The following is a 22,201-nucleotide window of genomic DNA, read 5'->3' on the forward strand; positions in this document are numbered from 1 at the left end:
CGGGCGGTGCTTCGATCGTAGTTCGCGGCCTTGGCGCTCGGTGCGCCCGCGCGTTCAGGCGGGGTCGCCGAGCAGTTGGGTCACCAGCATGCCGGCGAGCCACTGCTCGAACCGTTCCGGCTCCCAGCCCGAATCCACCACCAGCGCCCCGTAGACCCCGGGGGCCGCGAAGGCCCGGTAGATCGCCTGCGCATCGGCGAGGGGAAGGACGAGATCCTTCGCGACCGACGCGACGATCTCGTCCATCACACGGTTGCGGCCACGCAGCTTCGTACGCAGCAGCGCACGCGTGTCGGCATCCTCATCGATCGCGGAATCGAGGATGAGCACGACATCGAAGTCCGTCGAGTACAGCACCGTGAGCCAGGTCGCCGCGCCCCGCACGCGGGTCACCGGATCGGGTTCGCCCAGGATGGCGCGGGCGCGCCCCCGCGCGTCGGCGCGTTCGAGCCAGCGCTCGCAGATCAGGTTGAGCATCTCGCGCTTCGCACCGAACGCGGCGTAGACGGTGCGGTTGCCGACGCCGGCCTCTTTCGCGATGGCATCCATGCTCGTTGCGGCGTAGCCATCGCGCGCGAACAGGCGCTGCGCGGCCTCGGCGATGCGCACGCGCGTCGCCGTCGCCTGCTCCTGCCGGTACGACGAGCCGGGGGTCTTGACGTCGCTCTCCACGAGAGCAACACTAGCTACTGCACTCGTTGCAGTGTTACTGCATTGACTGCATTTCAACTGCAGAATCCAAGGGGGACCAAATGGATGCCACACGCACGCAGTCGACCGCACTGCAGGTGCTCGAGCGCATGCTGCACGAGGGCTTCGCCGCGGGGAATCAGGACATCGTCGACGAGCTGTGCTCGCCCGATCTCATCGAGCACCAATTCGGGCTCTCGGGCACCGGTGCCGATGCGATCGCGAAGGTCAAGCGCGGCATCGCCGACGTGCATCGCGCCATGCCCGACCTGCGTTTCACCGTCGCCGACTGGGCCGAGCACGACGACATCGTGTGGGTGCGCGCGGAGGGGACCGCGACGAACACCGGCCCGTTCCTCGGGCCGCCGACCGGACGGCCGGTGAGCTTCACGGTGATCGACATCGCGCGGGTGCACGAGGGACGCATCGTCGAGCACTGGGGAGTGCCCGACCGGTTCGAGATCCTGGTGCGGCTCGGGCGTCTCACTCCGGCCGGAGAGTGACCAGAGCGGTCAGCTGACGACGAGCGCGACCGAACCAGTGGAGCCGCCGCGCCGCAGCTTCTGTCCGGCACGCAGCATCGTGTACTTCATGCCGTACTTGGCCTTCAACGCCCGGTCGAGTCGGGCCATGGTCTCGTCGTCGTCGCGCACGACCGCCGTCGCCTCGACCGTGGGCGCACCGTCGGCCACCTTGCCGCGTGCGTCGCAGGGGGTGAGGGTGACGCGCGCCGTGTGACGCAGCCGCTTGACCTTGCCTGACGTGCCGCCGGTCGTCACCAGCAGGTCATCGCCATCAGGGGCGATCCACACCGGCGTGCCCACAGCAACGCCCGTCTTGCGGAATGTCGTCAGCAGCACGAACTCGGACTGGGCGATGTCGCTCAACACAGGGGGCACCCGACCATTGTCACCCGCCGCGAACGGATGCCGCACCACGCGCGCATCCGCTCGCTTGCGGCATCCGCCCCCGCACGTGACATTCACGCCGAAACACGGTGGGGGCGGCCCCGCGGCCGCCCCCACCCGCTCCCCGTCCCCACGAGGACGCGGCGTCGGCTCCCCCTAGACAGGCCGCGCCGCGACGAACACCCCGCGCGGGTCGTGTTCGGTCTTCAGCCGCCGCAGCCGTTCCAGCCCCGCGCCGTAGGCGGCGGCCGGGTCGACGTCGGCCACATCGATGAAGGTCAGTGCCACGGCGTCGGCGTGCCACGGCGTGAGTGCTGCGACGACCGCGCGCACGGCGGCATCCATCACCGGCATGAGCTCGGCTGCCGGCACGATCGAGATCCCCTGCGCGACGTACTCGCCCGCGATGGCCGACACCGCGCCACCGCCCTCCGCGGGGCGGGCGAACGCGCCGCCGATGTGTCGCAGCTCCGCGACGAACAGTCCCGGTGTCGCCGAGGCTGCGACGAACGCGTCCACCGCCTCCACGGGCAGCGCCGAGACAACGGCGTGCATCGAGACCGCGGGCGAGGGCTCGGGCGGATCCATGTGGATCTCGACCACCCCAGCGGCGGGGATGCGCGCGAACGTGTCCATCTCGGGTGCCAGTGCACGGAGGGGTTCGAGCATCTCGGATGCCGCGGCATCCGTCTCGAGGATGGCCCCGTCGATCACGACCAGCGACCGGCCGCTGAGGAATGGTGGCAGCTCGGGCAGCGGCGGCAGATGCAGGATGCGCAGCGACGTCGTCGCACTCTCCGGCGCGCTCGCGGTCCACTGCGCCCAGGCGCGCGCGACCTCCCCGGCGCGGGACACGTCCCACAGCAGCATCCCCGCCACGACATCGGCGTAGGGCAGCAGGTCGATCTCGACCGAGACGACCACGCCGAACGCGCCCCCTCCACCGCGCACCGCCCAGAACAGCTCGCTGTGCTCGTCGGCGCTGACCCGCACGAGCGCGCCGTCGGCGGTGACCAGCTGCACCTCCCGCACGCTGCCGACGGCGAGACCGTGGGCGCGCCCGTAGAAGGAGACGCCACCGCTGAGCGTGTAGCCGACCACCGAGACGTCGCCGGCGCTGCCGTGCAGGGCGGTCAGCCCGTGTGGCGCCGCCGCGGCGAGCACGTCGTTCCACTGCGAACCGCCCAGCACGCGAGCGGTGCGGGCGACGGGGTCCACACTCACTCCGCGCAACCGCGCAAGGTGCACGATCACCGCGTCGGAAAGGTCGGACCCCGCGAGCGCGCCGGCGGCGTGCCCCGTCGACTGCGGCGCGAGCCGCAGACCCACGGCGGTGGCCGCGCGCACCACGGCGACGACGTCTTCGGCGCTCTCGGGGCGGGCGACGGCGAACGGACGCTGGTCGAAGGCCCGGTTCCAGGCGAGTCGGGCGGTGTCGTAGTCGGCATCGCCTGCGAGCACGATGCGGTCGCCGAGAGCCTCGCGCAGCTGTGCGGCGCGGGTGTCGACGGGAAGGTCTTGCACGGTCATGGCGGGTGCCGTCCGATCTGTCGGGAGTGGGAGGTCGTCGCTGAGTCTGCCGAGCGCCCCGCGACGCCCACCATCCCAGTGCAGGAGGGACTTCGGCACCCCCAGATACCTGGGGATGGCGCGCGTGACCGCGCGGGTTCACACTGATCTGCATGGCCTCGGCGATCGCGCTGGGTCGCGCCCGCAGCGACATCGATGTGATGTCGCGCGCCGGTCTGCCGCTGCTGGACTTCGCCGACGAGGCGGCGGCGGCACTGCAGACGGCGGTGCCGTTCGTCGCGGCCTGCCTGTCGACCCTCGATCCGGCAACGGCCATGGTCTCGAGTACGGCGAAGCTCGGCGCTCTCACCGGCCGCAACGAGGGCGACATCCTGTGGGCGCAGATCGAGTACGCCGGGGACGATCCCACCGCCTACACCGCCATGCTGGCTGCCGGCGAGGTCTCCCTGGGCCTGCACGACGCGACCGCCGGCGCGGTGGAGCGGTCGCCGCGGATGACGCGACTGCTGCGGCCTCGCTTCGACTTCCACGACGAGGCACGCGCCCTCTTCACCGACCGCACGGGAGCCTGGGGCGCGTTCGCGCTGTTCCGCGGCAGCGACGACTCCCCGTTCTCCCCCGCCGAGATCGCGTTCATCGCCGCCGTGGCGCCGGCGTTCACGCGCGGCTTCCGCACTGGCCTTCTCGCGCAGCAGAGCCGGCAGCACGACGCGGCATCCACCGGCCCTGCCGTCATCGTCGTCGACGCGCACGACCGCGTCGTGCAGTCGAGCCCCGCCGCCGAGCAGCATCTGCGACAGCTGTCGGTGGCGCCCGGCATGGGCGACCCGCTCGTCTCGGTGCAGGCACTGGTCAGCGCGGCGCGACGGGTGGCGCGTGGCACGAGCGACAGCATCCCGCGGGTGCGCGCCCGGCGGCACGACGGCGGCTGGCTGGTGCTGCACGCGGCTCCGCTCGGCGGCATGGGCGACCGCGCCGGGGACGTGGTCGTCACGATCGAACAGGCGCGCCCGCAGGAGGTGATCGATCTGGTGGCCGCGGCGTTCGGGCTGACCGCGCGCGAGCGCGAGGTCGTCGGGATGGTGCTGCGGGGCTCGGACACCCGCGAGATCGCCGGCGCGCTGCACCTGTCGCCCTACACCGTGCAGGACCACTTCAAGTCGATCTTCGAGAAGGCCGGCGTGACCAGCCGCGGCGAACTCGTGTCGCGGGTGTACTTCGACCAGTTCGTCACCCGCTCGGGCACCGAACTCGGCATCGGCGGCTGGCAGGCCTCGGCGCCGTGACGCCGGTCGGGCCCGATTCGAAGCCCGCTCCCAGGTTCGCGGGACCAAAACAGGCCCGGCATCCGTTGCTCTCTATGACCGGCACCGCCCCGACATCGGCCGGGGCTGAAATACTGCAACGGTCCCACCGGGCCGCTGACACGACAGCACGAGGAGCACGCATCATGACTGACACCGGAGCCATCACCCGCACCCCCGGCACCGAGACCGCCGTGCTCGCCGGCGGCTGTTTCTGGGGCGTCGAGGACCTCATCCGTCGCCAGCCCGGCGTGCTGGACACGCGCGTGGGCTACACCGGCGGCGAGAACGACCACGCCACCTACCGCAATCACCCGGGCCACGCCGAGGCGGTCGAGATCGTCTTCGACCCGACCCAGACGACGTACCGCGACATCCTGGCCTTCTTCTTCCAGATCCACGACCCGTCGACCCTCAACCGCCAGGGCAACGACGTCGGCACGAGCTACCGCTCGGCGATCTTCCCGCTGACCCCCGAGCAGGAGCAGATCGCGCGCGACACCATCGCCGACGTGGATGCCTCGGGGATCTGGCCCGCCAAGGTCGTCACCACGATCGAGCCCGCGGGCCCGTTCTGGGAGGCCGAGCCCGAGCACCAGGACTACCTGCAGCGCATCCCCCACGGCTACACGTGCCACTTCGTGCGTCCCGGCTGGGTGCTGCCGAAGCGGGATGCCGCGGTCAGCTGACCCGCGATCGCGTCACCCTTTCGCGCGGCGGCCGGCCAATCCCGTGCCGCCGCGCATCACGTCCCCGAACTGCGCCGCGAGCACGAACGCCATGCCGAGCGCGCCGAGCCCCGCGGCGATGCGTTCGCCGACGGTGCGCACGCCGCGGCCGATCAGCAGCGATCCGAGCGTGGCGTTGATGGCGCTCCATACGACGTTGGCCGCGGGTGGGGACATGCCTACTCCGGGCGGGTTCGCGAAGGGCGATGGGAACGGCTCTCCCTGGATGGCCTTGACCCCGTGGGGCACGGCATTGAGAAGCAGGGCGGCCCCGGCGGCGGAGCGGACGATCGAAAGCAGTGACATGCGCGCCAGCCTAGGGTCCGGCCTCGTCGCCGGCGCGAGCTGCCTCAGGGGTGGATCACGACCGAGGTCGTGCTGTAGGCCGGCGTGAGGATCAGCAGCCCTGCCGCCATAATCGCGAAGATGATGTAGCCGACCACCATGCCCGTGAGCGCCCACCCGCGGCCGGCGCCACCGAGTTCGCGGGAGCGACGCAGACCCAGGTGACCGAGGGTGACCGCCGCCAGCGCGACGAGCCCCAGGAAGACCGCGGGGTGCATCGGCGCGATGCGGGGAAACACCCAGTTGGCGATAGTGGCGAGCATGCGACGCCCTTCCCGACATCACTGCGCTCTCCTACCCTGAGCGGATGGACCACAAGCCCCGACTGCTCTACGTCGAGGACGAGTCCGACATCGCGTCGATCGTCGCCGAAGTGCTCGCCGACGACTACGAGATCGATGTGGCATCCACGGGCGAAGAGGGGCTGCGCCTGGCACTGGGCCGTCGCTACGACGTGATGGTCATCGACCGTCGACTGCCCGGCATGTCGGGGGTCGACCTGCTCGAGGCGGTGCGCACCGCCCGCATCACGACGCCGGCGCTCATGCTCACCGCCCTCGGCGCCGTCGACGACAAGGTGAGCGGGCTGGATGCCGGCGCCGACGACTACCTCGTCAAGCCGTTCGACTTCGCCGAACTGCGGGCCCGCCTGCGGGCTCTGCGCCGCGGCCGTGGCCCGGGCGACCGCCGCGAGATCGGGGACTGGGTGTTCACCCCCGCCAGCCAGGCCCTGTACTCGCCCGCCGCCGGCCGCATCACGCTGACCCCCGCCGAGACGGAGCTGCTGGAGCTGCTCACCTCCAGCCCCGAGCACGTCTTCACCCGCGACGAGATCATCGCGAGCGTCTTCCCCGGCGGTTCCGGCGCCACCGTCGACACGTACGTGCACTACATCCGGCGCAAGTCCACCCCCGAGATCATCGAGACCGTGCGCGCGCGGGGGTACCGCGCGGGGACCCCACGATGAACGCGCGCACCGACGCGGCGATCGCCGCCGACCGCCGCCGGGTCGACCGGGCGGCGCTGCGGGCGGGGCTCTGGGTCGCGCTCGCGTCGGCGGCCGTGGTCGGTGTCATCACCGCCGTCACCGTCACCGTCATGATCGCGACGGCGCGACCCGAACGCGGTCCCCGGCCCGACGGCGGCGGCGGGCGCGGCGGGCCGGCGGTGCGCGTCGTCGACCTCGACGAGGTCGTGCCCATCACGATCACCCTCGGCGTCGTCGGCGTCGTCGTCCTCGGGCTCATCGCCTGGTACGCCTCCAAACGCGCGGCGCTGCCGCTGGCCGAGGCGCTGCGCGTGCAGCGCGCGTTCGTCGCCGACGCGAGTCACGAGCTGCGCACGCCCCTGACGACGCTCACCAGCCGCATCCAGCTCGCCCAGCATCGCGCCGAGCGCGGGGGCGACGTCGACGAGGTGCTCGCCGACCTCCGTCGGGATGCCGCCGTGATGGACGCCGCACTCACCGATCTGCTCATCAGCGCCGAGAGCGCCGGAGCCCGCGAAGGCGACGACACCGCCGTCGCCCCGGTCGCGGCGGCCGCACAGGATGCCGCGGCGGTGATCGGCCCGCGCGCAACCGAGCGGCAGGTGGCGATCCGCATCGAGGCCCCACCCGACCTGGATGCCGGCGCCGACCGCGCCGCCCTGACGCGTGCCCTCATCGCGCTGCTCGACAACGCGGTGCGCCACTCCCCCGCCGGCGCCGTCGTGCGCATCGCCGCGCGCCCCGCCGGGCGCCGCGTGGAGATCCGCGTGATCGACCAGGGCACCGGTGTCACCGGCATCGACCCCGCCCGCCTGTTCGAACGCTTCGCCCGGTCCACGGCACCGTCGGGGCAGTCCGGATTCGGTCTGGGGCTGGCTCTCGTGCACGACATCGCCACCCGATTCGGCGGGTCGGTCGAACTCGAAGCGTCGTCCCCGCAGGGCTCGACCTTCCTCCTCACCCTGCCGGCGCGCGGCAGGCACGCAGCGCGGCATCCCCTCTGACAGTCCTCGATCACGGGGCTATGAATACCCCGGGACCTGCGGATTCTTGGATCACGCTTTGAACGCGCGCGCGACAGTGTGGTCATGCCTGAGAACACCACCCCCCACGACAACCCGCCCGCCCCCGAGACCACCCCGGCCCCGCCCGCCGCCCCGGCTGCACCTGTTGCACCCGCCGACGCGGCGACGACCGAGAAGGCCGAGAAGACGCCGTTCGTGAAGCGCACCTGGGTGCGCATCGTCGGCGGCGTCGTCGCGGCGCTGCTGCTCGTCGGCATCGGCATCGGCATCGGCGCCGGCATCGCCACGGCGTCTGCGATCGGCGACGGGCCCGACATGCCCGGCGACTCCGAGATGTGGGACCCGGACGATCGGGGCGACGTTCCCGGCCGGCCCGGCGACTCCGACGAGTCCGACCAGCGCGGTCCGTTCGGCGGCCCACGCGGCGAGATGTCCGATGACATGCGCGGCCAGATGCCCGGCGACGGGCAGCCCGGCCCGACGACCCCCGACGAAGGCGACTCCGACCAGACGACGCCCGACGACGAGTCCGGACGGACCACGCCCGACACCCCGTCCGACGAGCAGACGCCGGGCACCAGCACGCGCTCCTGACCCCTCCTGCACAGGCACCCGGCACGGCCGGTCGCAGCCGCCGGCGACGGCGCGCTGCGGCCGGCCGTTCGACTATGCGGCGCGCAGCACCTTCTGCATCGCCTTGCCTCGGGCGAGCTCGTCGACGATCTTGTCGAGGTAGCGGATCTTCTGCATGAGCGGATCCTCGATCTGCTCGACCCGCACCCCGCAGACCACCCCCGTGATGAGCGCCGCGGCGGGGTTCAGGTGCGCGTCGGCGAAGAACTCCTCGAACGTCGTGCCGTCCTGGAGATGACGGCGCAACTGCGTCTCATCGAACCCGGTGAGCCAGCCGATCGCCTCGTCGAGTTCCGCCTGGGTCCGGCCCTTGCGCTCCAGTTTGGCGACGTAGAGCGGATAGACGGAGGCGAAGCTCATGGTGAAGATCCGATGCACGGGCGCAAGCGTAATCGCGCCCACCTTCCCCGTGAAGCGTTAGCGTGGCATCCACGTGCCATCGAGGGGATGACGTGACCGACGCTGTGAAACCGAGCCGACCGACCGTGTCGGTGGTCATCCCCGTGAAGGACGATGACACCGAGCTGCGCCGATGCCTGCGCGCCCTCGCGCTGCAGACCCGCCTGCCCGACGAGATCGTCGTGGTCGACAACGGGTCCACCGACTCGTCCGCCGAGGTCGCCCGCGCGCTCGGTGCGCGGGTCGTGCGATGCGACGAGCCCGGGATCCCCGCGGCGAGCTCGTGCGGCTACGACGTCGCGACCGGCGACTACATCCTGCGACTGGATGCCGACTGTCTGCCTTCCCACACCTGGGTCGCCACAATGACCGGCGCGCTGCGGGCACGTCCCGAGGTCGCGGCCTTCACCGGCGGCGCCCGGTTCATCGACGGGCCGCGCCGGCTGCGGCGCCCCCTCGCGGCGCTGTACCTCGGCGCGTACGCACTCGTCACGGCATCCGCACTCGGTCATCTGCCGCTGTTCGGCTCGAACCTCGCCTTCCGCGCCTCGGCGTGGCGTGACGTGCGTGAGGCCGTGCACCGGCACGATCCGGAGATGCACGACGACCTCGACCTGGCGTTCCACCTCGGCGATCGTCATCGCATCCGCTACCTCCGCCGCGCGGCGATGGGCATCTCGATGCGCCCGTTCGGTGACCGCACCGGGTTCCGCCGGCGGGTGCGCCGCGGCTATCACACGGTGACCGCGCACTGGCCGGAGGATTTCCCGCCGGTGCGCTGGCAGAAGCTGGCGATGCGGCGCGGCCTGCACCTGTTGCGCGTCCCGACCCCGCGGAGCCGCGCCCGATGACCGCCCCGCTCATCGGCCCCACGGCCGCTCCCGACCTGCACGTCATGACCTTCAACGTGCGACGACGGATGCCCGGGCTCACGTGGCCGCCCGCCGACCGGTGGCAGGGGCGCCGCCCGCGCGTGCAGGCGCTGCTGCGCACCGAGCAGCCGGCGATCCTCGGTGTGCAGGAGGCGCTCCCCGATCAGGCGGATGCCATCGGCCAGGCGCTCGGCGACCGCTACCGCTTCGTCGGCCACGGCCGCCGGCCCGGCCGGCGCGGCGAAGGGTGCCCACTGTTCTACGACGCCGAGCGGTTCGAACTGCTGTCCTGGCATCAGCAGGCACTGTCGGACACCCCCGATGAAGCCGGATCCACGTCGTGGGGCAACGTCATCCCACGGGTGCTGGTGCAGGCGACGCTGCGCGACCGCGCGGCATCCACCGATCTCCTCGCCGTCAACGTGCACCTCGACGTGTTCTCCGGCCGGGCGCGACTGCGCGCGGCCGAGGAGATCCGCCGGCTCGTCGCCGGTCAGCCGCTGCCCGCGATCGTCACCGGCGACCTCAACGCCGGGCCGGGGTCGCCGCCGGTGCGGGCGCTGCTGTCCGGCGGCCTGCTCGCCGACGCGTGGACGGCGGCCGAGGCGACCCGCACCCCCGAGTGGGGGACCTACGGCGGCTACCGCCGCCCGCGCGCCGGGCACCGCATCGACTGGATCGCGGTCTCGCGCGGCGTCGCGGTGCGCAGCGCCGGCATCAACGACCGCCCCGTCGACGGCGGCTGGCCGTCGGATCATCTTCCCGTGCAGGCGGTCGTGCGCCTGCCCCGAACCGAGGCCCGAGCGTGATCGAGAACTTCCTGCGTCCACCCCGCACTGCCGGCGAATGGGCCGCCGACGCCCTGCGGGTCGTGGGGCTGCTGAGCGTCATCGGCGCGGCGATCTGGAGCACCGCGACCGACGCCGGCATCCTCGCGCTCGCCCTCCCCGCCCTCCTCATCCCCCGATTCCTGGGCGTGCGGTCGTGGTTCGACATCGCCTACTCGGTGACGGTGCTCGTGGCGGCCTGGAGCAACGTGCTCGATCTGTACCGCACCCTGGCGGAATGGGATCTCGTCGCCCACTTCGTCTGCACCGGGGTGCTCGCCGTCGTGGCTTACCTCGGGCTGGCGCGCTTCTCGATCGTCACCGACCCGCGCGACCCCGCGTTCCGCGGCCGCACCGCGCTCGTGCTGGTGACGGTGCTCGGGCTGGCGGCCAGCGCGGTGTGGGAGATGATCGAGTGGGCCGGGTATGTGTTCATCACCGACGAGATCTTCGTGACCTATCCGGACACGATCGGCGACATGGCCATCGGCGGACTCGGCGCCGCGGCGGCATCCGTGCTCGTCGGGCGCGCGCGCCTGCTGCGCCCCGACGCGTAGGCCGCCCCGCGACCGTCTTCCACATCCCGCATCCCTGCGCAAGGCCCCCGCGCGAGCGCGCCGGCGATGCTGTACTGGCGTTTCCTCAGACCGCACGACCCCGGAGGCGATCATGACGAACGACAAGCACAACACGCAGGGCACTCCCGACGGCGACATCGAGGCCGACACCGCCTCGGGTGGCGCGCCGGAGCTGCCCGACACGACCGACGAAAAGGGCCGTCCGGTCGACAACCCGTCCGGAGGATGAGCGCGGCTTCCCTGCCGGGTCGCCGCTCGGCGCAGAACCTGTGGTCGGGCGTGCTGTTCGGCGTCGGTCTCATCGCGTTCATCGACGAGGCCGTCTTCCATCAGCTGCTGCACTGGCACCATTTCTACGACCTGTCGACACCGGCGATGGGCCTCGTCTCCGACGGCGTCTTCCACGCGGTGAGCTGGTTCGCCACCATCGCCGGCCTGTTCCTGCTCGCCGACCTTCGTCGCCGCGATGCCCTGAACTGGCAGCGGTGGGCCGGCGGTGTGCTGCTGGGCGCCGGCGTCTTCCAGCTGTACGACGGCACCGTGCAGCACAAGGTGTTCGGCATCCACCAGATCCGCTACGTCGAGGACGTCTTCGTCTACGACCTGGTCTGGAACCTCGTCGCCGTCGCGATGATCCTGGCCGGGGCCGTGCTGGTCTACCTCACCCGCAGCACTGCGCCGGTGCGGGTCGAGTCCTCCGCGCGATAGCCGGCTGGTGCAGATGGATGCCACCCACGCACACGGCGGCGGCGTGTCGCTGGATGCGCTCGTCCTGTTCGTCGCGGTGGTCGCGGTGGCCTGCTACCTCGGCGGGGTCGCAGGTTCGCGGCGCCGCGGCCGCGACTGGCCGATGCCCCGCACCGTGTGCTGGTGCGCCGGGATCGCGGCGGGCGCCGCCGCGGCGGCGGGGCCGCTGGCGGCCGCCGCGCACGACAGCTTCACCGCCCACATGTGGGCGCACCTGCTCGGCGGCATGGTCGCCCCGCTGCTGATGGCGCTGGGGGCGCCGGTGACCCTGGCCCTGCGCACGCTCGACGTCACCCCGGCACGGCGCCTGAGCCGGCTGCTGCGCAGCGCGCCGGCGCGCCTGCTGGCCCACCCGATCACCGCTGCGGTGCTCAGCTCCGGCGGGCTCTGGCTGATCTACCTCACGCCCGCCTTCGACGCGATGCGCACGCAGCCACTCGTGCATGTGCTGGTCCACGCCCATCTCGTCGCCGCGGGCTACCTCTTCCTGGCCGCGGTGATCGGGCTCGACCCCCGCCCGCACCCGCCCGGACGCGTGCTGACGGCGGTCGTGATCGTGGCGACGATGGCCTCGCACGGCATCCTCGCCAAGTTCCTCTACGCCAACCCGCCCGCAGGTCTGGAGATCCTCGACGTGCGGGCGGGTGCGCAGCTGATGTACTACGCGGGCGCGTGGGTGGAGGCGATCACGATCGTGATCTTCTGCGCGCAGTGGTACCGGGCGACCGGTGTCACTTCCCGCGCTTCGACGCGGGCAGGAACACGGCTCGAACGAGCTTGACGCCGAGCACGGCCGCCACCACCCACGGCCCCACCACGAGGATCGGGTCCATCCAGGCGTGCTTCAGGTCGATGCGCCCGCGTCCGACGCGCGAGGCGATGGGCCGGTGGGCGACTTCGCCGGTCACACCCGATTCGGTGATCGGGTCGTCGGGGCGCTTGCTGAAGAGCGACACGACGTGGGCCGTCATGGCATCCACCCGGTCTCCCGCCACGAGCAGTAGCCAGTGCGCGGTCTGTCCCTCGCTGAAGCGGTCGTACGCGAACCGGCGGATGCGGCCGGAGATGCCGTGCAGCGGCTGGGCGGTGCCGAAGACGGGCGTCACGCGCTCGTGCTCGATCGACCGCTCGCGCCCGGCCGCGCCGGACTGCTGCGGGGGCAGCTCCCAGTGCGCGCCGGTCTCGATGCCCGGCTGCTCGCGCGGGAACGCGGGCCGATCTGCCGGGTCGAGGTCGGATCCCCAGCCGGGGATGCGGGCGCGCAGCGCTTCGGGGTCGGGGGTGGAACCGGGCTTGTCTGCGGTGTAAGGCATGTCGGTCTCCTTCGAAACGGCGCTCAGGCCACCGTGATCACGGGCTTGATGATGTCGTCGAGCTTCGACGAGAAGATGTGGTACCCCTCGGCGATGTGCTCCAGCGGGATGCGGTGCGTGATCATGTCGCTGGGCGTGATGTGCCCGGCGGCGATGTGCTCGATCAGCCGGGGCCACTGGCGCTTGACCGGGGCCTGGTTCATGCGCATCGTCACGCCCTTGTTCATGGCGTCGCCGAACTTCACGGCACTGAAGAGCGGGCCATAGGCGCCCATCACCGAGATCGTGCCGCCCTTGCGCACCGAGTCGATCGCCCAGTTCAGCGCGATGGGCGAGCCGCCCTGCAGCTTGAGCTTGGCCGACGTCACGTGCTGCAGGATGTGGCCGTCGGCCTCCGCGCCCACCGCCTCGACGACGACATCGGCGCCGAGTCCGCCGGTCTGCTTCTTGAGCTCGAGCACGATGTCGTTCACCTGGCCGAAGTTGATCGTCTCGGCGTAGGCGAAATCCTCGGCCTTGCGCAGGCGATAGTCCAGATAGTCCACGACGATGACGCGGCCGGCGCCCATCAGCCAGCACGAGCGCGCCGCGGCCAGTCCGATGGGACCGGCACCGAAGACCACCGCGGTGTCGCCCTCGGCGATGTCGGCGAGCTGCGCGCCGAAGTAGCCCGTCGAGAAGGCGTCCGTCAGCAGCAGCGCGTCCTCCGGATTGACGCCGTCGGGGATGACGGCAGGGCCCACGTCGGCGAACGGGACGCGCACGAGCTCGGCCTGACCGCCGTCGTAGCCGCCGGCGGTGTGCGAGTAACCGTAGATCCCGCCCACGGCCGTGGCGTTGGAGTTGACGTTGTGGCAGTTGGAGAAGAGTCCTCGTGCGCAGAAGAAGCAGCTGCCGCAGTAGATGTTGAAGGGCACCATGACGCGGTCGCCGACCTTCAGGTTCTGCACCGAGGAGCCCACCTGCTCCACACGGCCGATGAACTCGTGGCCGAAGGTGTGGCCCACCCGGGTGTCGGGCAGCATGCCGTGGTACAGGTGCAGGTCCGAACCGCAGATGGCGGCGAGCTCGACCCGCACGATCGCATCGTTCGGGTGCTGGATGGTCGGATCGGGCTTCTCTTCCACGCGGAGCTTGTACGGTCCGCGATAGGTCATGGCTTTCATCTGGCCTCCTTGTCGGTTGACCAGTGTCACCCGGACACCCGGCCCATGTCCGGGGGTTGCGGATCCCGGCAGACCGTGGCAAACGCGGGAGTGCGTCAGAGGGTGATCAGCCGCACGTCCCGCACCGCACCGGCATCCACGATCGCCGTCATCATGGTGTGATGCGGCTGCCGGCGGCGGTCGGTGGGCGAGCCCGGATTAAGCAGCCGCAGCCCGCCCGGGGCCGTGGTGTCCCAGGGGATGTGGCTGTGCCCGAAGACGAGCACGTCGACGTCGGGGTAGGCGCGCGGCATCCGCGTCTCACGCCCCCGCGCATCACCGGTCTCATGCACGACGGCGAACCGCACACCCTCGATCTCGCGGCGGGCGACCTCGGGCAGACGCGCCCGCAGGTCGGGCCCGTCGTTGTTGCCGTAGACGCCGAGTACATCTGCATGCTCGGCCAGTTCGTCGAGCACCGATGCCGTCACCCAGTCGCCGGCGTGGATCACCAGATCCGCGGCATCCGCGGCGCGCAGAACGGCATCGGGCAGGCGCCGGGCGCGGCCGGGGACGTGGGTGTCGGAGATGAGCAGCAGGCTCGTGGTCACCGGTGACAGCCGTCTCGAATGTCGGTCAGAGACTGAAACCCGTCCACTCCTTCAGGTGGTCGACGTTGCTGGCCCAATGCAGGCCGCCGTCGACGATCCAGAACGGGCGCTCGGTGTACGTGGTTTCCTCGGTGCTGAAGAACAACCGCCCCGACGTCGCCGCGACCTCGGAGAGCTCGAGTTCTTCGATCGCGGCGATCAGGGCGCTCTCGTCGATCACGCGTGCATACCCGAAGTACAAAGCGACGTCGCCCCAGACCTCGGTGTCGGCCGGCCCCCACGCGCACTCGAAGACGTCGGTGACCAGTCCCCGCTCTTCGAAGTCGGACGGGCCGAACTCGGTGACGATGCTGACCGACGGATGCCGGCTCTGCAGATCCGCAAGGAAACCTTCCGGTGTGATGTCTTCGCACGTCGGCGGCGCGGCCGAGTCAGGCACCGACGGCGTCGGCGTCGGCGCGATGGACGCCGGCGACGAGGCGGCCGGAGACGGAGACGCACGGGGGGTCGTCTCCAACGCGCTCCCCCCGGGCGAGACGCAACCTGCGAGCCCGACGGCCATCACGACTGCAGCGGCCGCCGCCCAGGGCTTCTTCCTCATGGTTGGAGCATAGCGAGCCCACAGGGAGCGCAGCGCGCGTTCCCGATCGAAATCCACTCTGCCGACGCCGACGCTGTCCGCGTGTTGGCTCATCGTTCACCTGGCGCACGCTCCTCGTTCATGGCGCGCCTTTAGCGTGGATGCGAACGCGCGACCGCACTCACGTATCGGCGATTTAGTTGTGCGTTTGACACAAAAGGTGGAGTAAAGTCCCTACGTGGGATCCATCTCAACGAAGAGCGAGAGGCACAGCATGTTCGGAGCACGCAAGAAGACCCTGGCGATCGCGGGCGCAACGGCGGTGGCCGTACTCGCCCTCACCGGCTGCGCCGGCGGCGACACCGAGACCGACACCGGCGATGCCGGCGCCGGGGCGTCGGACGCGACCCTCATCGTCTACACCAACTCCAACTCCGACGGCCGCGGCGAGTGGCTGCAGGCCGAGGCCGAAGCGGCCGGCTTCGACATCGAGATCGTCGGGCTCGGCGGCGCAGACCTGACCAACCGGATCATCGCGGAGAAGAACAACCCCGTCGGCGACGTCGTCTTCGGCCTGAACAACATGTTCTTCGAGCAGCTCAAGGCGGAGGACGCGATCGCGGCGTACGAGCCGAGCTGGAGCGGCGAGGTTCCTGCCGACGCCGGAGACCCGACGGACGGCGCGTACTGGCCGCTCGTGCAGCAGGCCATCGTGACGGTCTACGACGAGAACACCGTGACCGACGCCCCGAGCGACACCGACGACCTCGCCACCGACCCGACCTTCGCCGGTCGCTACGAGGTCAACCCCGCCCTGGGTCAGGCCACGCCCCAACTCGTGCTCGCGAGCATGCTCACCCGCCATCTCGACGAGGACGGCGACCTGGGCGTGAGCGACGAGGGCTGGGAGCTCGTGGAGGCCTACTACGCCAACGGCTCCCCCGTGGTGGAGGGCACCGATCTCTACGCGCGCATCACGCGAGGCGAGGTGGACTACGGCGTGCTGCCTTCCAGCGGCATCGCCGCCCGCGATGAGGAATACGGCACCACGACCGGCATGATCGTGCCCGAGTACGGCGTCCCCTACGTCACGGAGCAGATCTCGGTGATCAACGGCTCCGGCAACGAACAGCGCGCGCAGGAGTTCATCGACTGGTTCGGCAGCGCCGAGGTGCAGGGCGCCTTCGCCGCGGAGTTCAACGCGATGCCCGTCAACGAGGGCGCCGTCGCCGAGGCCAATCCCGAGGTCGTGGCACTGCTCGCCGAACTGCCCCGCCAGGAGATCGACTTCGGCTTCGTCAGCGAGCACCTCGGCGACTGGGTCGAGAAGGTCACGCTCGAATACATCGGCTGAGAAACGACACGACAGGACGCGACTGTGATCCGCTTCGACGACGTCGATGTAACCTTCGGCGAGCACCGCGCCGTGCGTGGGCTGAGCCTCGAGATCCAGGAGGGCGAGTTCTTCACCCTCCTGGGCCCCTCGGGGTGCGGCAAGACCACGGCGCTGCGCTCGCTTGCCGGCTTCATCCAGCCCAGCGCCGGGCGCATCTTCATCGGCGACCGGGACGTGACGAACGTCGCGAGCGAGAAGCGCGGCGTGGGGATGGTCTTCCAGAACTACGCCCTCTTCCCGAGCATGAACGTGCGCGAGAACATCGCGTTCGGACTCGCGGTGCGCAAGACGCCGAAGGCTGAGCAGCGGCGGCTCGTCGACGAGGTGGCAGACCGCACCGGTCTTGCCGCTTCTCAGCTGGACAAGAACGTCGCGGAACTCTCCGGCGGTCAGCAGCAGCGCGTGGCGATCGCGCGCGCGCTGGTGCTGACCCCGAAGATCCTGCTGCTGGACGAGCCGCTGTCGAACCTCGATGCCAAGCTGCGGGTGCAGCTGCGTGAACAGCTGAAACAGCTGCAGCACGACGTGGGCGTGACGACCGTCTACGTCACACACGACCAGGAAGAGGCGCTGACCCTCAGCGACCGCATCGCCGTGCTCGATGCCGGCGAGCTGCAGCAGGTCGGCACCCCCGAGGAGATCTACGACCGCAGTGCGACCTCGTTCGTCTGCCGGTTCATCGGTGAGAGCAACCGCCTCACCCCCGCCGTGCTCCGACGGCTGCGCGAGAGCGCGGCCGCGAGCACGGCGGCATCCGATCTTCCCGTCCTCGCTGAGGACGCGGAAAGCTACGTGCGCCCCGAGAAGGTGTCCGTCACGGTGGAGGCACCGGCGTGGGGGGCCGCAGAGGGCATCCTTTCCGTCGACGGCACCGTCGAAGGGCGCACGTACCACGGCAGCCACAGCGTCTACACCGTCGCGGTGGACGACGCGCGGCTGCGCGTCAGCGTGCCCGGCTCCGCCGCCGCCAAGCGGTGGGAGCCGGGGACGCGGGTGACCCTCGGGATCGATCCGCGCTGGGTGCTGCAGTACCCGGAGGCCTGAGATGGCGCTGTTCACTCCCCCTCCCCCCGAGGCCGATGAGCTGCCCGCGGCTGCCGCAGCGTTGCCGTCCCCGCGCCGTCGACGCCGGCGCGGCAGCGGACAGGCCCGCTCGATGCTGCGCTCACCCATGGTGTGGATCACCGGCGTGGCGGTGCTGTGGTTCGCCGCGGCCTTCCTGGTACTGCCCAACCTCACGCTGCTCGGCACCACCTTCTTCCCCGACGGGCAGTTCAGCCTGCGGGCGGTGGAGAAGCTCGTCGGCAGCGAGCGCGCGATGCGGACGCTCGGCAACAGCTTCCTGCTGGCGGTGACGCTGTCGATCACCGTCAACATCGTGGGCGTGTTCATCGTGCTGGTCACGCAGTACTTCCGCGTCCGGGGCTCGCGGCTGCTGTGGCTCGGCTACGCCACGACCCTCATCTACGGCGGCATCGTGCTCGCCGCCGGCTACAACTTCATCTACGGCCGGTTCGGCTTCGTCACGAACCTCGCGCTGAACATCTGGCCCGACCTGAACAGGGACTGGTTCTCGGGGTACTTCGCCGTGGTGTTCGTGATGACCTTCGCCACGACCACGAACCACATGCTGTTCCTCTCGTCGTCGCTGGCCAAGATCGACTTCGCCTCGATCGAGGCGGCCAAGCTCATGGGCGCGTCGACGTGGACGATCCTGCGACGCATCGTGCTGCCGGTGATGCGCCCCATGCTCTTCGCCGTGACGGTGCTCACCTTCCTCATCGGGCTCGGCGCCCTGACCGCGCCGCTCGTGCTGGGCGGACCGGACTTCCAGACGGTGGCACCGCTCATCGTCGACCTCTCCCGAAGCCCGGTCACCCGCGACATCGCGGCGCTACTGGCCATCGTGCTGGGTGTGGCGACGATCATCCTGCTGGCGGTCATGAACCGCGCCGAGAAGAACGGCGTGTACTTCTCGGTCGCGAAGGTCGCCACGCCCATCCAGAAGCAGCGGATCCCGAACCCGATCGCCAACGCCGTCGTGCACGTCCTCGCGTACCTCGTCTGGTTGATCTACCTCATCCCGGTCGTGCTGATCCTGCTCTTCTCGTTCGTGGACGCCCGCAGCATCCTCGCCGGCAGCATCACCCTCGACAGCTTCACGCTGCAGAACTACATCACGGTGTTCACCACCCCCGACGCCATCCGACCGTTCGTCGTGAGCGTCGTCTACAGCGCCCTCGCCTCGGTCGTCGTCGTGGTCGGCCTGCTGTTCGTGGCGCGGATGCTGCAGCGCTACCGCAACCCGCTGACCTCGCTCATCGAGTACGTGCTGCACATCCCGTGGATCCTGCCGACGGTGCTCATCGCCCTCGGGCTGGTGATGACCTTCGACAAACCCAACGCCTGGGTCGGGGGCGCCGTGCTCACCGGGACGCCGATGCTGCTGCTGGTGGCCTACATCATCATCAAGATCCCGTTCACGCTGCGCCTGCTCAAGGCGGCGTTCGCGTCGGTGCCGGACTCCCTCGAGGACGCCTCCCGGATCCTCGGGGCCCGATCGCTCACCGCCTTCCGCCGCGTCGTCATCCCGCTCGTGATCCCGACGGCCGCCGCGATCACGGCGCTCAACTTCAACAGCCTGCTCGACGACTACGACGCGGCGATCTTCCTCTACCACCCGCTGTACAAGCCCCTCGGTGTGGCGATCCAGGAGAGCACGCGGGGCGAGAACAATCTGGACGCGATGCCGATCACGTTCGTGTACACCGTGCTGCTCATGGTCATCATGGGTCTCGTGATGTATTTCGTGTACGGCCGGGGCTCGCGCGCCGGCGGACCCCGGCGACCGTCGCGGGCGGCACGGCGTGGCGGAGAGACGCGGGCATGAGCGACGCGACCGATCGCCCGCCGCTGCGGGTGACCATCAACGACGTCGCTGCGGCGGCGGGGGTCTCGCGCGCCACGGCGACCCGGGCGCTCAAGGGCGAGGGGCGCTTCGCGGAGGAGACCCGCGCCCGCATCCTGGACATCAGCGAGCGTCTCGGCTACGTGCCGAACACGATGGCGGCCGAACTGGCTGCGGGACGCACCGGCACGGTCGGCCTGCTGCTGCGCGACGCCAGCAACCCGGCGTACGGTCTGCTCTTCTCGCGCCTGCAGGACGAAGCCAACCGGTGCGGGCTCGACCTCGTCACCGTGACGATCGGCGCCGACAGCGGTGGGACGAAACAGGTCACCGCCCTCCAGCGCCTGCTGGGCATGCGCGTCGCGGGCCTCATCGTCGCGACGGGCGGCGTGACCAACGCACAGCTCGAACCGTTCGCCGACCAGGTGCCGATCATCCGCGCGGGCCGGGATGCCACGGGCGACCGCGTGCACTCGGTCGCCTATGACGAGCAGACGCACGGCGCGCTGCTCGCGGCGCACGTCGAGACGCTCGGTCACCGTCGCGTCGCCGTGCTGGCCACCGACCCTGCGGCATCCTTCCCCGAGCACGTACGGGCGACCGCGATGCGCGATCATCTCGAGGCCGCGGGCGTGGACGTGACCACCCTTCCCGTCGGGGCAGGGCCCGCCGAGGGCGTGGAGGCCGCGCTGGCCCTGGCATCGACCGGCCGCATCACCGCCGTGATGTGCCCATCGGACTACCGGCAGCTCGCCGTGCTGCGCGCGGCGCGGGATGCCGGCATGAGCGTTCCCGCGGATCTCAGCGTCACCGGCTGCGACGGCATCCTCCCCGGCGCCGACCTTCTGGGGCTTACGACCGTGCGCGTGCCGGTGGAGCTGGTGGCGCGCGACGTCGTCGTCGCGATGCAGAGTCTGCTCGATTCCGACTCCGACGACCTGGTGCGCCGGTCGCACGCCGGGCCCCTCGTCCCCGGTACGACCGCCGCGCAGCCGTCCCCGCCCCGAGACTCCTTCCAAGGAACGACCTGATGATCCAGAGCGAACACCCGCGGCCCGCGAAGACCTTCGTGCACCTGGCAGACACGCATCTGCCCGGTGACCGAGCCTTGTTGTACGGCGCGGCCGACGCCGACGGTCACCTGGAACTGCTGCTCGAACGGATCGAGGCCAGCGGACTGCGCCCCGATGCACTGCTGCTGGCCGGCGATCTCGTCGATCGCGGCGACCGCTCGGCATACCGGCGCCTGCGCGCGCTGGTGGAACCGGTCGCCGAGCGGATCGGCGCCGAGGTGGTGTGGGCGCCGGGCAATCACGACGACCGGGCCGCGATGCGGGCGGAGCTGCCCCTGGGCGAAGCCGCCGACCCGGCATCCCCCCTCTGCTTCAGCCGCTGGTTCGGGGGCCTGCGCGTGCTGGTGCTCGATTCGACGGTGCCCGGCGCGCACTGGGGCGAGATCGGCGCGGCGCAGGCGGCGTGGCTGCGCGACGAGCTGTCGCAGCCGGCCCCCGAGGGGAGCCTCCTCGTCGTGCATCACCCGCCGCTGCCGACCGTGCTCGATCTCGCGGTCACCGTCGAGCTGCGGGGGCAGTCCGCTCTCGCAGAGCTGCTGCGCGGGTCGGACGTGCGCGCGATCCTCTCCGGACACGTGCACCATCCGTCGTTCGGGACGTTCGCGGGCATCCCCGTCGCCGTGGCATCCTCGAGCGCGTACGGCCAGGATCTCGCGGGCGTCGTGGGCTCCACCCGCGGGCAGGATGCCGCACAGGGGTACAACCTGGTGCACGTGTACGCCGACACGGTCGTGCACTCCCCCGTCTCGCTCGGCCGCGGTGCCGATGTCGGCGAGCACGTGCCCGCCGCCGAGGCCGCCCGCCGCATCGCCGCCGCCGGAATCTCCTGGCGCGAGTGAGCATTCGCGCCGGCGAGTGAGCATTCGCGCCGCCGAGTGAGCATTCGCACCGGCGAGTGAGTATTCGCAGGGGCGCGTGACCCTGTCAACCCCTGCGTGCCGGCGCGGGTGAGTTCTTAGCGTGGGGTGAAACCGAAAGGAATCACCATGCTCCGCGCACTCGTGCTCAACTGCACGCTCAAGCCCTCGCCCGCCGAATCCAGCAGCCAGCTCCTCGCCCAGCAGGTGCTCGACGCGCTCGCCGCCCATGACGTGCACGGCGAGAGCATCCGCATCGTCGACCACGATGTGAAGCCCGGCGTCGAAGCCGACATGGGCGACGGCGACGAATGGCCGATCATCCGCGAGCGCGTGCTGGCAGCCGACATCCTGGTCTTCGCGACGCCGACGTGGATGGGCCACATGTCCTCCGTGGCGCAGCGCGTTCTCGAGCGACTGGATGCCGAGATCTCCGAGACCGACGACGAGGGCCGCCCGCTGCTGTCGGGCAAGGTCGCGGTCGTCGCCGTCGTCGGCAACGAGGACGGCGCGCACGCGATCATCGCCGATGCCTTCCAGGGCCTCAACGACGTGGGCTTCAACGTCCCGTCGCAGGGCGGGGTCTACTGGAACGGCGAGGCCATGCAGTCCACCGACTACAAGGACCTCGACGAGACGCCCGAGAAGGTCGCGACCACGACCGAAACGCTCGCACGTCACGCCGCCCACCTGGCCACGCTGCTGAAGGAACGCCCCTTCCCCGCGCCTCCCGCTTCGTGACGC

At 70.8% G+C, this 22,201-nt stretch carries 28 protein-coding genes; 18 read left to right on the forward strand and 10 right to left on the reverse strand.

Going from position 1 to position 22,201, the window contains the following annotated elements; genetic code table 11:
- Positions 1-54: 54 nt before the first annotated feature.
- Entirely contained in the window at positions 55-672 is a 618-nt protein-coding gene (locus ACFVR6_RS07890; protein WP_386960896.1) for a TetR/AcrR family transcriptional regulator, read from the reverse strand.
- A gap of 80 nt (positions 673-752) precedes the next feature.
- On the opposite strand from ACFVR6_RS07890, the gene ACFVR6_RS07895 reads away from it, so the two are divergent.
- A complete protein-coding gene (locus ACFVR6_RS07895) occupies positions 753-1,193 on the forward strand; it encodes an ester cyclase (RefSeq protein ID WP_386960899.1) in 441 nt (146 codons plus the stop codon).
- A gap of 9 nt (positions 1,194-1,202) precedes the next feature.
- Here ACFVR6_RS07895 and ACFVR6_RS07900 read toward each other — a convergent pair whose 3' ends face one another.
- Positions 1,203-1,589: a PPOX class F420-dependent oxidoreductase gene (locus ACFVR6_RS07900; RefSeq protein ID WP_386960902.1), complete on the reverse strand. Its 387-nt coding sequence runs from the start codon at positions 1,587-1,589 to the stop codon at positions 1,203-1,205.
- Positions 1,590-1,754: 165 nt separating this feature from the next.
- Positions 1,755-3,128, reverse strand: coding sequence for an FAD-dependent oxidoreductase (locus ACFVR6_RS07905; protein WP_386960905.1), 1,374 nt, complete (start codon positions 3,126-3,128; stop codon positions 1,755-1,757).
- Between the two features lie 152 nt (positions 3,129-3,280).
- On the opposite strand from ACFVR6_RS07905, the gene ACFVR6_RS07910 reads away from it, so the two are divergent.
- Both ACFVR6_RS07910 and msrA read left to right on the forward strand, forming a co-directional pair.
- Positions 3,281-4,414 (forward strand): helix-turn-helix transcriptional regulator, encoded by a 1,134-nt coding sequence (locus ACFVR6_RS07910; protein ID WP_386960909.1) that lies wholly within the window; start codon positions 3,281-3,283, stop codon positions 4,412-4,414.
- Between the two features lie 164 nt (positions 4,415-4,578).
- On the forward strand, positions 4,579-5,121 hold the full coding sequence (gene msrA, locus ACFVR6_RS07915; protein WP_386960912.1) for a peptide-methionine (S)-S-oxide reductase MsrA: 543 nt from the start codon (positions 4,579-4,581) through the stop codon (positions 5,119-5,121).
- Positions 5,122-5,133: 12 nt separating this feature from the next.
- On the opposite strand, the gene ACFVR6_RS07920 is transcribed toward msrA, so the two are convergent.
- Together ACFVR6_RS07920 and ACFVR6_RS07925 are read right to left on the reverse strand one after the other, a co-directional pair.
- On the reverse strand, positions 5,134-5,466 hold the full coding sequence (locus ACFVR6_RS07920) for a hypothetical protein (RefSeq protein ID WP_386960915.1): 333 nt from the start codon (positions 5,464-5,466) through the stop codon (positions 5,134-5,136).
- 44 nt (positions 5,467-5,510) lie between these two features.
- Positions 5,511-5,768, reverse strand: a complete 258-nt coding sequence (locus ACFVR6_RS07925) for a DUF4190 domain-containing protein (RefSeq protein ID WP_386960918.1) — start codon at positions 5,766-5,768, stop codon at positions 5,511-5,513.
- A 44-nt stretch (positions 5,769-5,812) separates the two neighbouring features.
- Between ACFVR6_RS07925 and ACFVR6_RS07930 the strand changes: the two genes are divergently transcribed.
- From ACFVR6_RS07930 to ACFVR6_RS07940, 3 genes are all read left to right on the forward strand, one after another.
- Positions 5,813-6,472, forward strand: a complete 660-nt coding sequence (locus ACFVR6_RS07930) for a response regulator transcription factor (RefSeq protein WP_386960921.1) — start codon at positions 5,813-5,815, stop codon at positions 6,470-6,472.
- Positions 6,469-7,497 (forward strand): sensor histidine kinase, encoded by a 1,029-nt coding sequence (locus tag ACFVR6_RS07935; RefSeq protein WP_386960924.1) that lies wholly within the window; start codon positions 6,469-6,471, stop codon positions 7,495-7,497. The genes ACFVR6_RS07930 and ACFVR6_RS07935 overlap by 4 nt, the downstream gene beginning before the upstream one ends.
- An 84-nt stretch (positions 7,498-7,581) precedes the next feature.
- Positions 7,582-8,112: a hypothetical protein gene (locus ACFVR6_RS07940; RefSeq protein WP_386960927.1), complete on the forward strand. Its 531-nt coding sequence runs from the start codon at positions 7,582-7,584 to the stop codon at positions 8,110-8,112.
- Positions 8,113-8,184: 72 nt separating this feature from the next.
- Here ACFVR6_RS07940 and ACFVR6_RS07945 read toward each other — a convergent pair whose 3' ends face one another.
- Positions 8,185-8,529 (reverse strand): DUF2200 domain-containing protein, encoded by a 345-nt coding sequence (locus ACFVR6_RS07945; protein ID WP_386960931.1) that lies wholly within the window; start codon positions 8,527-8,529, stop codon positions 8,185-8,187.
- A 74-nt stretch (positions 8,530-8,603) separates the two neighbouring features.
- Here ACFVR6_RS07945 and ACFVR6_RS07950 point away from each other — a divergent pair, with 74 nt between their 5' ends.
- The 6 genes from ACFVR6_RS07950 (at position 8,604) to ACFVR6_RS07975 (ending at position 12,355) form a co-directional block, all read left to right on the forward strand.
- A complete protein-coding gene (locus ACFVR6_RS07950; RefSeq protein ID WP_386960934.1) occupies positions 8,604-9,401 on the forward strand; it encodes a glycosyltransferase family 2 protein in 798 nt (265 codons plus the stop codon).
- Positions 9,398-10,231 (forward strand): endonuclease/exonuclease/phosphatase family protein, encoded by an 834-nt coding sequence (locus ACFVR6_RS07955; RefSeq protein WP_386960937.1) that lies wholly within the window; start codon positions 9,398-9,400, stop codon positions 10,229-10,231. The genes ACFVR6_RS07950 and ACFVR6_RS07955 overlap by 4 nt, the downstream gene beginning before the upstream one ends.
- Complete coding sequence (locus ACFVR6_RS07960; RefSeq protein WP_386960940.1) at positions 10,228-10,806, forward strand: DUF2238 domain-containing protein; 579 nt, start codon at positions 10,228-10,230, stop codon at positions 10,804-10,806. Before ACFVR6_RS07955 ends, ACFVR6_RS07960 begins: the two co-directional genes overlap by 4 nt.
- A 112-nt stretch (positions 10,807-10,918) precedes the next feature.
- Positions 10,919-11,056 carry a hypothetical protein gene (locus tag ACFVR6_RS07965; protein ID WP_386960943.1) on the forward strand — a complete coding sequence of 46 codons (138 nt, stop codon included), beginning with the start codon at positions 10,919-10,921 and terminating at the stop codon, positions 11,054-11,056.
- On the forward strand, positions 11,053-11,535 hold the full coding sequence (locus ACFVR6_RS07970; RefSeq protein ID WP_386960946.1) for a DUF2243 domain-containing protein: 483 nt from the start codon (positions 11,053-11,055) through the stop codon (positions 11,533-11,535). Before ACFVR6_RS07965 ends, ACFVR6_RS07970 begins: the two co-directional genes overlap by 4 nt.
- Before the next feature lie 13 nt (positions 11,536-11,548).
- On the forward strand, positions 11,549-12,355 hold the full coding sequence (locus ACFVR6_RS07975) for a cytochrome c oxidase assembly protein (RefSeq protein WP_386960949.1): 807 nt from the start codon (positions 11,549-11,551) through the stop codon (positions 12,353-12,355).
- Here ACFVR6_RS07975 and ACFVR6_RS07980 read toward each other — a convergent pair.
- The 4 genes from ACFVR6_RS07980 to ACFVR6_RS07995 form a co-directional block, all read right to left on the reverse strand.
- Complete coding sequence (locus tag ACFVR6_RS07980) at positions 12,306-12,887, reverse strand: hypothetical protein (RefSeq protein ID WP_386960952.1); 582 nt, start codon at positions 12,885-12,887, stop codon at positions 12,306-12,308. The two genes, ACFVR6_RS07975 and ACFVR6_RS07980, sit on opposite strands and share 50 nt — an antisense overlap.
- A 23-nt stretch (positions 12,888-12,910) precedes the next feature.
- Entirely contained in the window at positions 12,911-14,053 is a 1,143-nt protein-coding gene (locus tag ACFVR6_RS07985) for a zinc-dependent alcohol dehydrogenase (RefSeq protein ID WP_386960955.1), read from the reverse strand.
- A 95-nt stretch (positions 14,054-14,148) separates the two neighbouring features.
- A complete protein-coding gene (locus tag ACFVR6_RS07990) occupies positions 14,149-14,643 on the reverse strand; it encodes a metallophosphoesterase family protein (RefSeq protein ID WP_386960958.1) in 495 nt (164 codons plus the stop codon).
- A 25-nt stretch (positions 14,644-14,668) separates the two neighbouring features.
- Positions 14,669-15,337 (reverse strand): hypothetical protein, encoded by a 669-nt coding sequence (locus tag ACFVR6_RS07995; RefSeq protein WP_386960961.1) that lies wholly within the window; start codon positions 15,335-15,337, stop codon positions 14,669-14,671.
- Positions 15,338-15,497: 160 nt separating this feature from the next.
- Here ACFVR6_RS07995 and ACFVR6_RS08000 point away from each other — a divergent pair, with 160 nt between their 5' ends.
- The 6 genes from ACFVR6_RS08000 (at position 15,498) to ACFVR6_RS08025 (ending at position 22,198) form a co-directional block, all read left to right on the forward strand.
- Positions 15,498-16,577 (forward strand): extracellular solute-binding protein, encoded by a 1,080-nt coding sequence (locus ACFVR6_RS08000; protein ID WP_386960964.1) that lies wholly within the window; start codon positions 15,498-15,500, stop codon positions 16,575-16,577.
- 24 nt (positions 16,578-16,601) lie between these two features.
- Positions 16,602-17,663: an ABC transporter ATP-binding protein gene (locus ACFVR6_RS08005; protein WP_386960967.1), complete on the forward strand. Its 1,062-nt coding sequence runs from the start codon at positions 16,602-16,604 to the stop codon at positions 17,661-17,663.
- A gap of 112 nt (positions 17,664-17,775) precedes the next feature.
- Positions 17,776-19,509 carry an ABC transporter permease gene (locus tag ACFVR6_RS08010; RefSeq protein WP_386960969.1) on the forward strand — a complete coding sequence of 578 codons (1,734 nt, stop codon included), beginning with the start codon at positions 17,776-17,778 and terminating at the stop codon, positions 19,507-19,509.
- A complete protein-coding gene (locus ACFVR6_RS08015) occupies positions 19,506-20,558 on the forward strand; it encodes a LacI family DNA-binding transcriptional regulator (RefSeq protein WP_386960972.1) in 1,053 nt (350 codons plus the stop codon). The genes ACFVR6_RS08010 and ACFVR6_RS08015 overlap by 4 nt, the downstream gene beginning before the upstream one ends.
- The gene (locus ACFVR6_RS08020; protein WP_386960975.1) at positions 20,558-21,439 is read left to right on the forward strand and encodes a metallophosphoesterase; all 882 of its coding nucleotides are present in this window, start codon (positions 20,558-20,560) and stop codon (positions 21,437-21,439) included. Before ACFVR6_RS08015 ends, ACFVR6_RS08020 begins: the two co-directional genes overlap by 1 nt.
- A 147-nt stretch (positions 21,440-21,586) precedes the next feature.
- Positions 21,587-22,198 carry a flavodoxin family protein gene (locus tag ACFVR6_RS08025; RefSeq protein ID WP_386960977.1) on the forward strand — a complete coding sequence of 204 codons (612 nt, stop codon included), beginning with the start codon at positions 21,587-21,589 and terminating at the stop codon, positions 22,196-22,198.
- Positions 22,199-22,201 lie beyond the last annotated feature (3 nt).

It is taken from the genome of Microbacterium sp. NPDC058021, assembly GCF_042885955.1.
Lineage (GTDB): Bacteria > Actinomycetota > Actinomycetes > Actinomycetales > Microbacteriaceae > Microbacterium.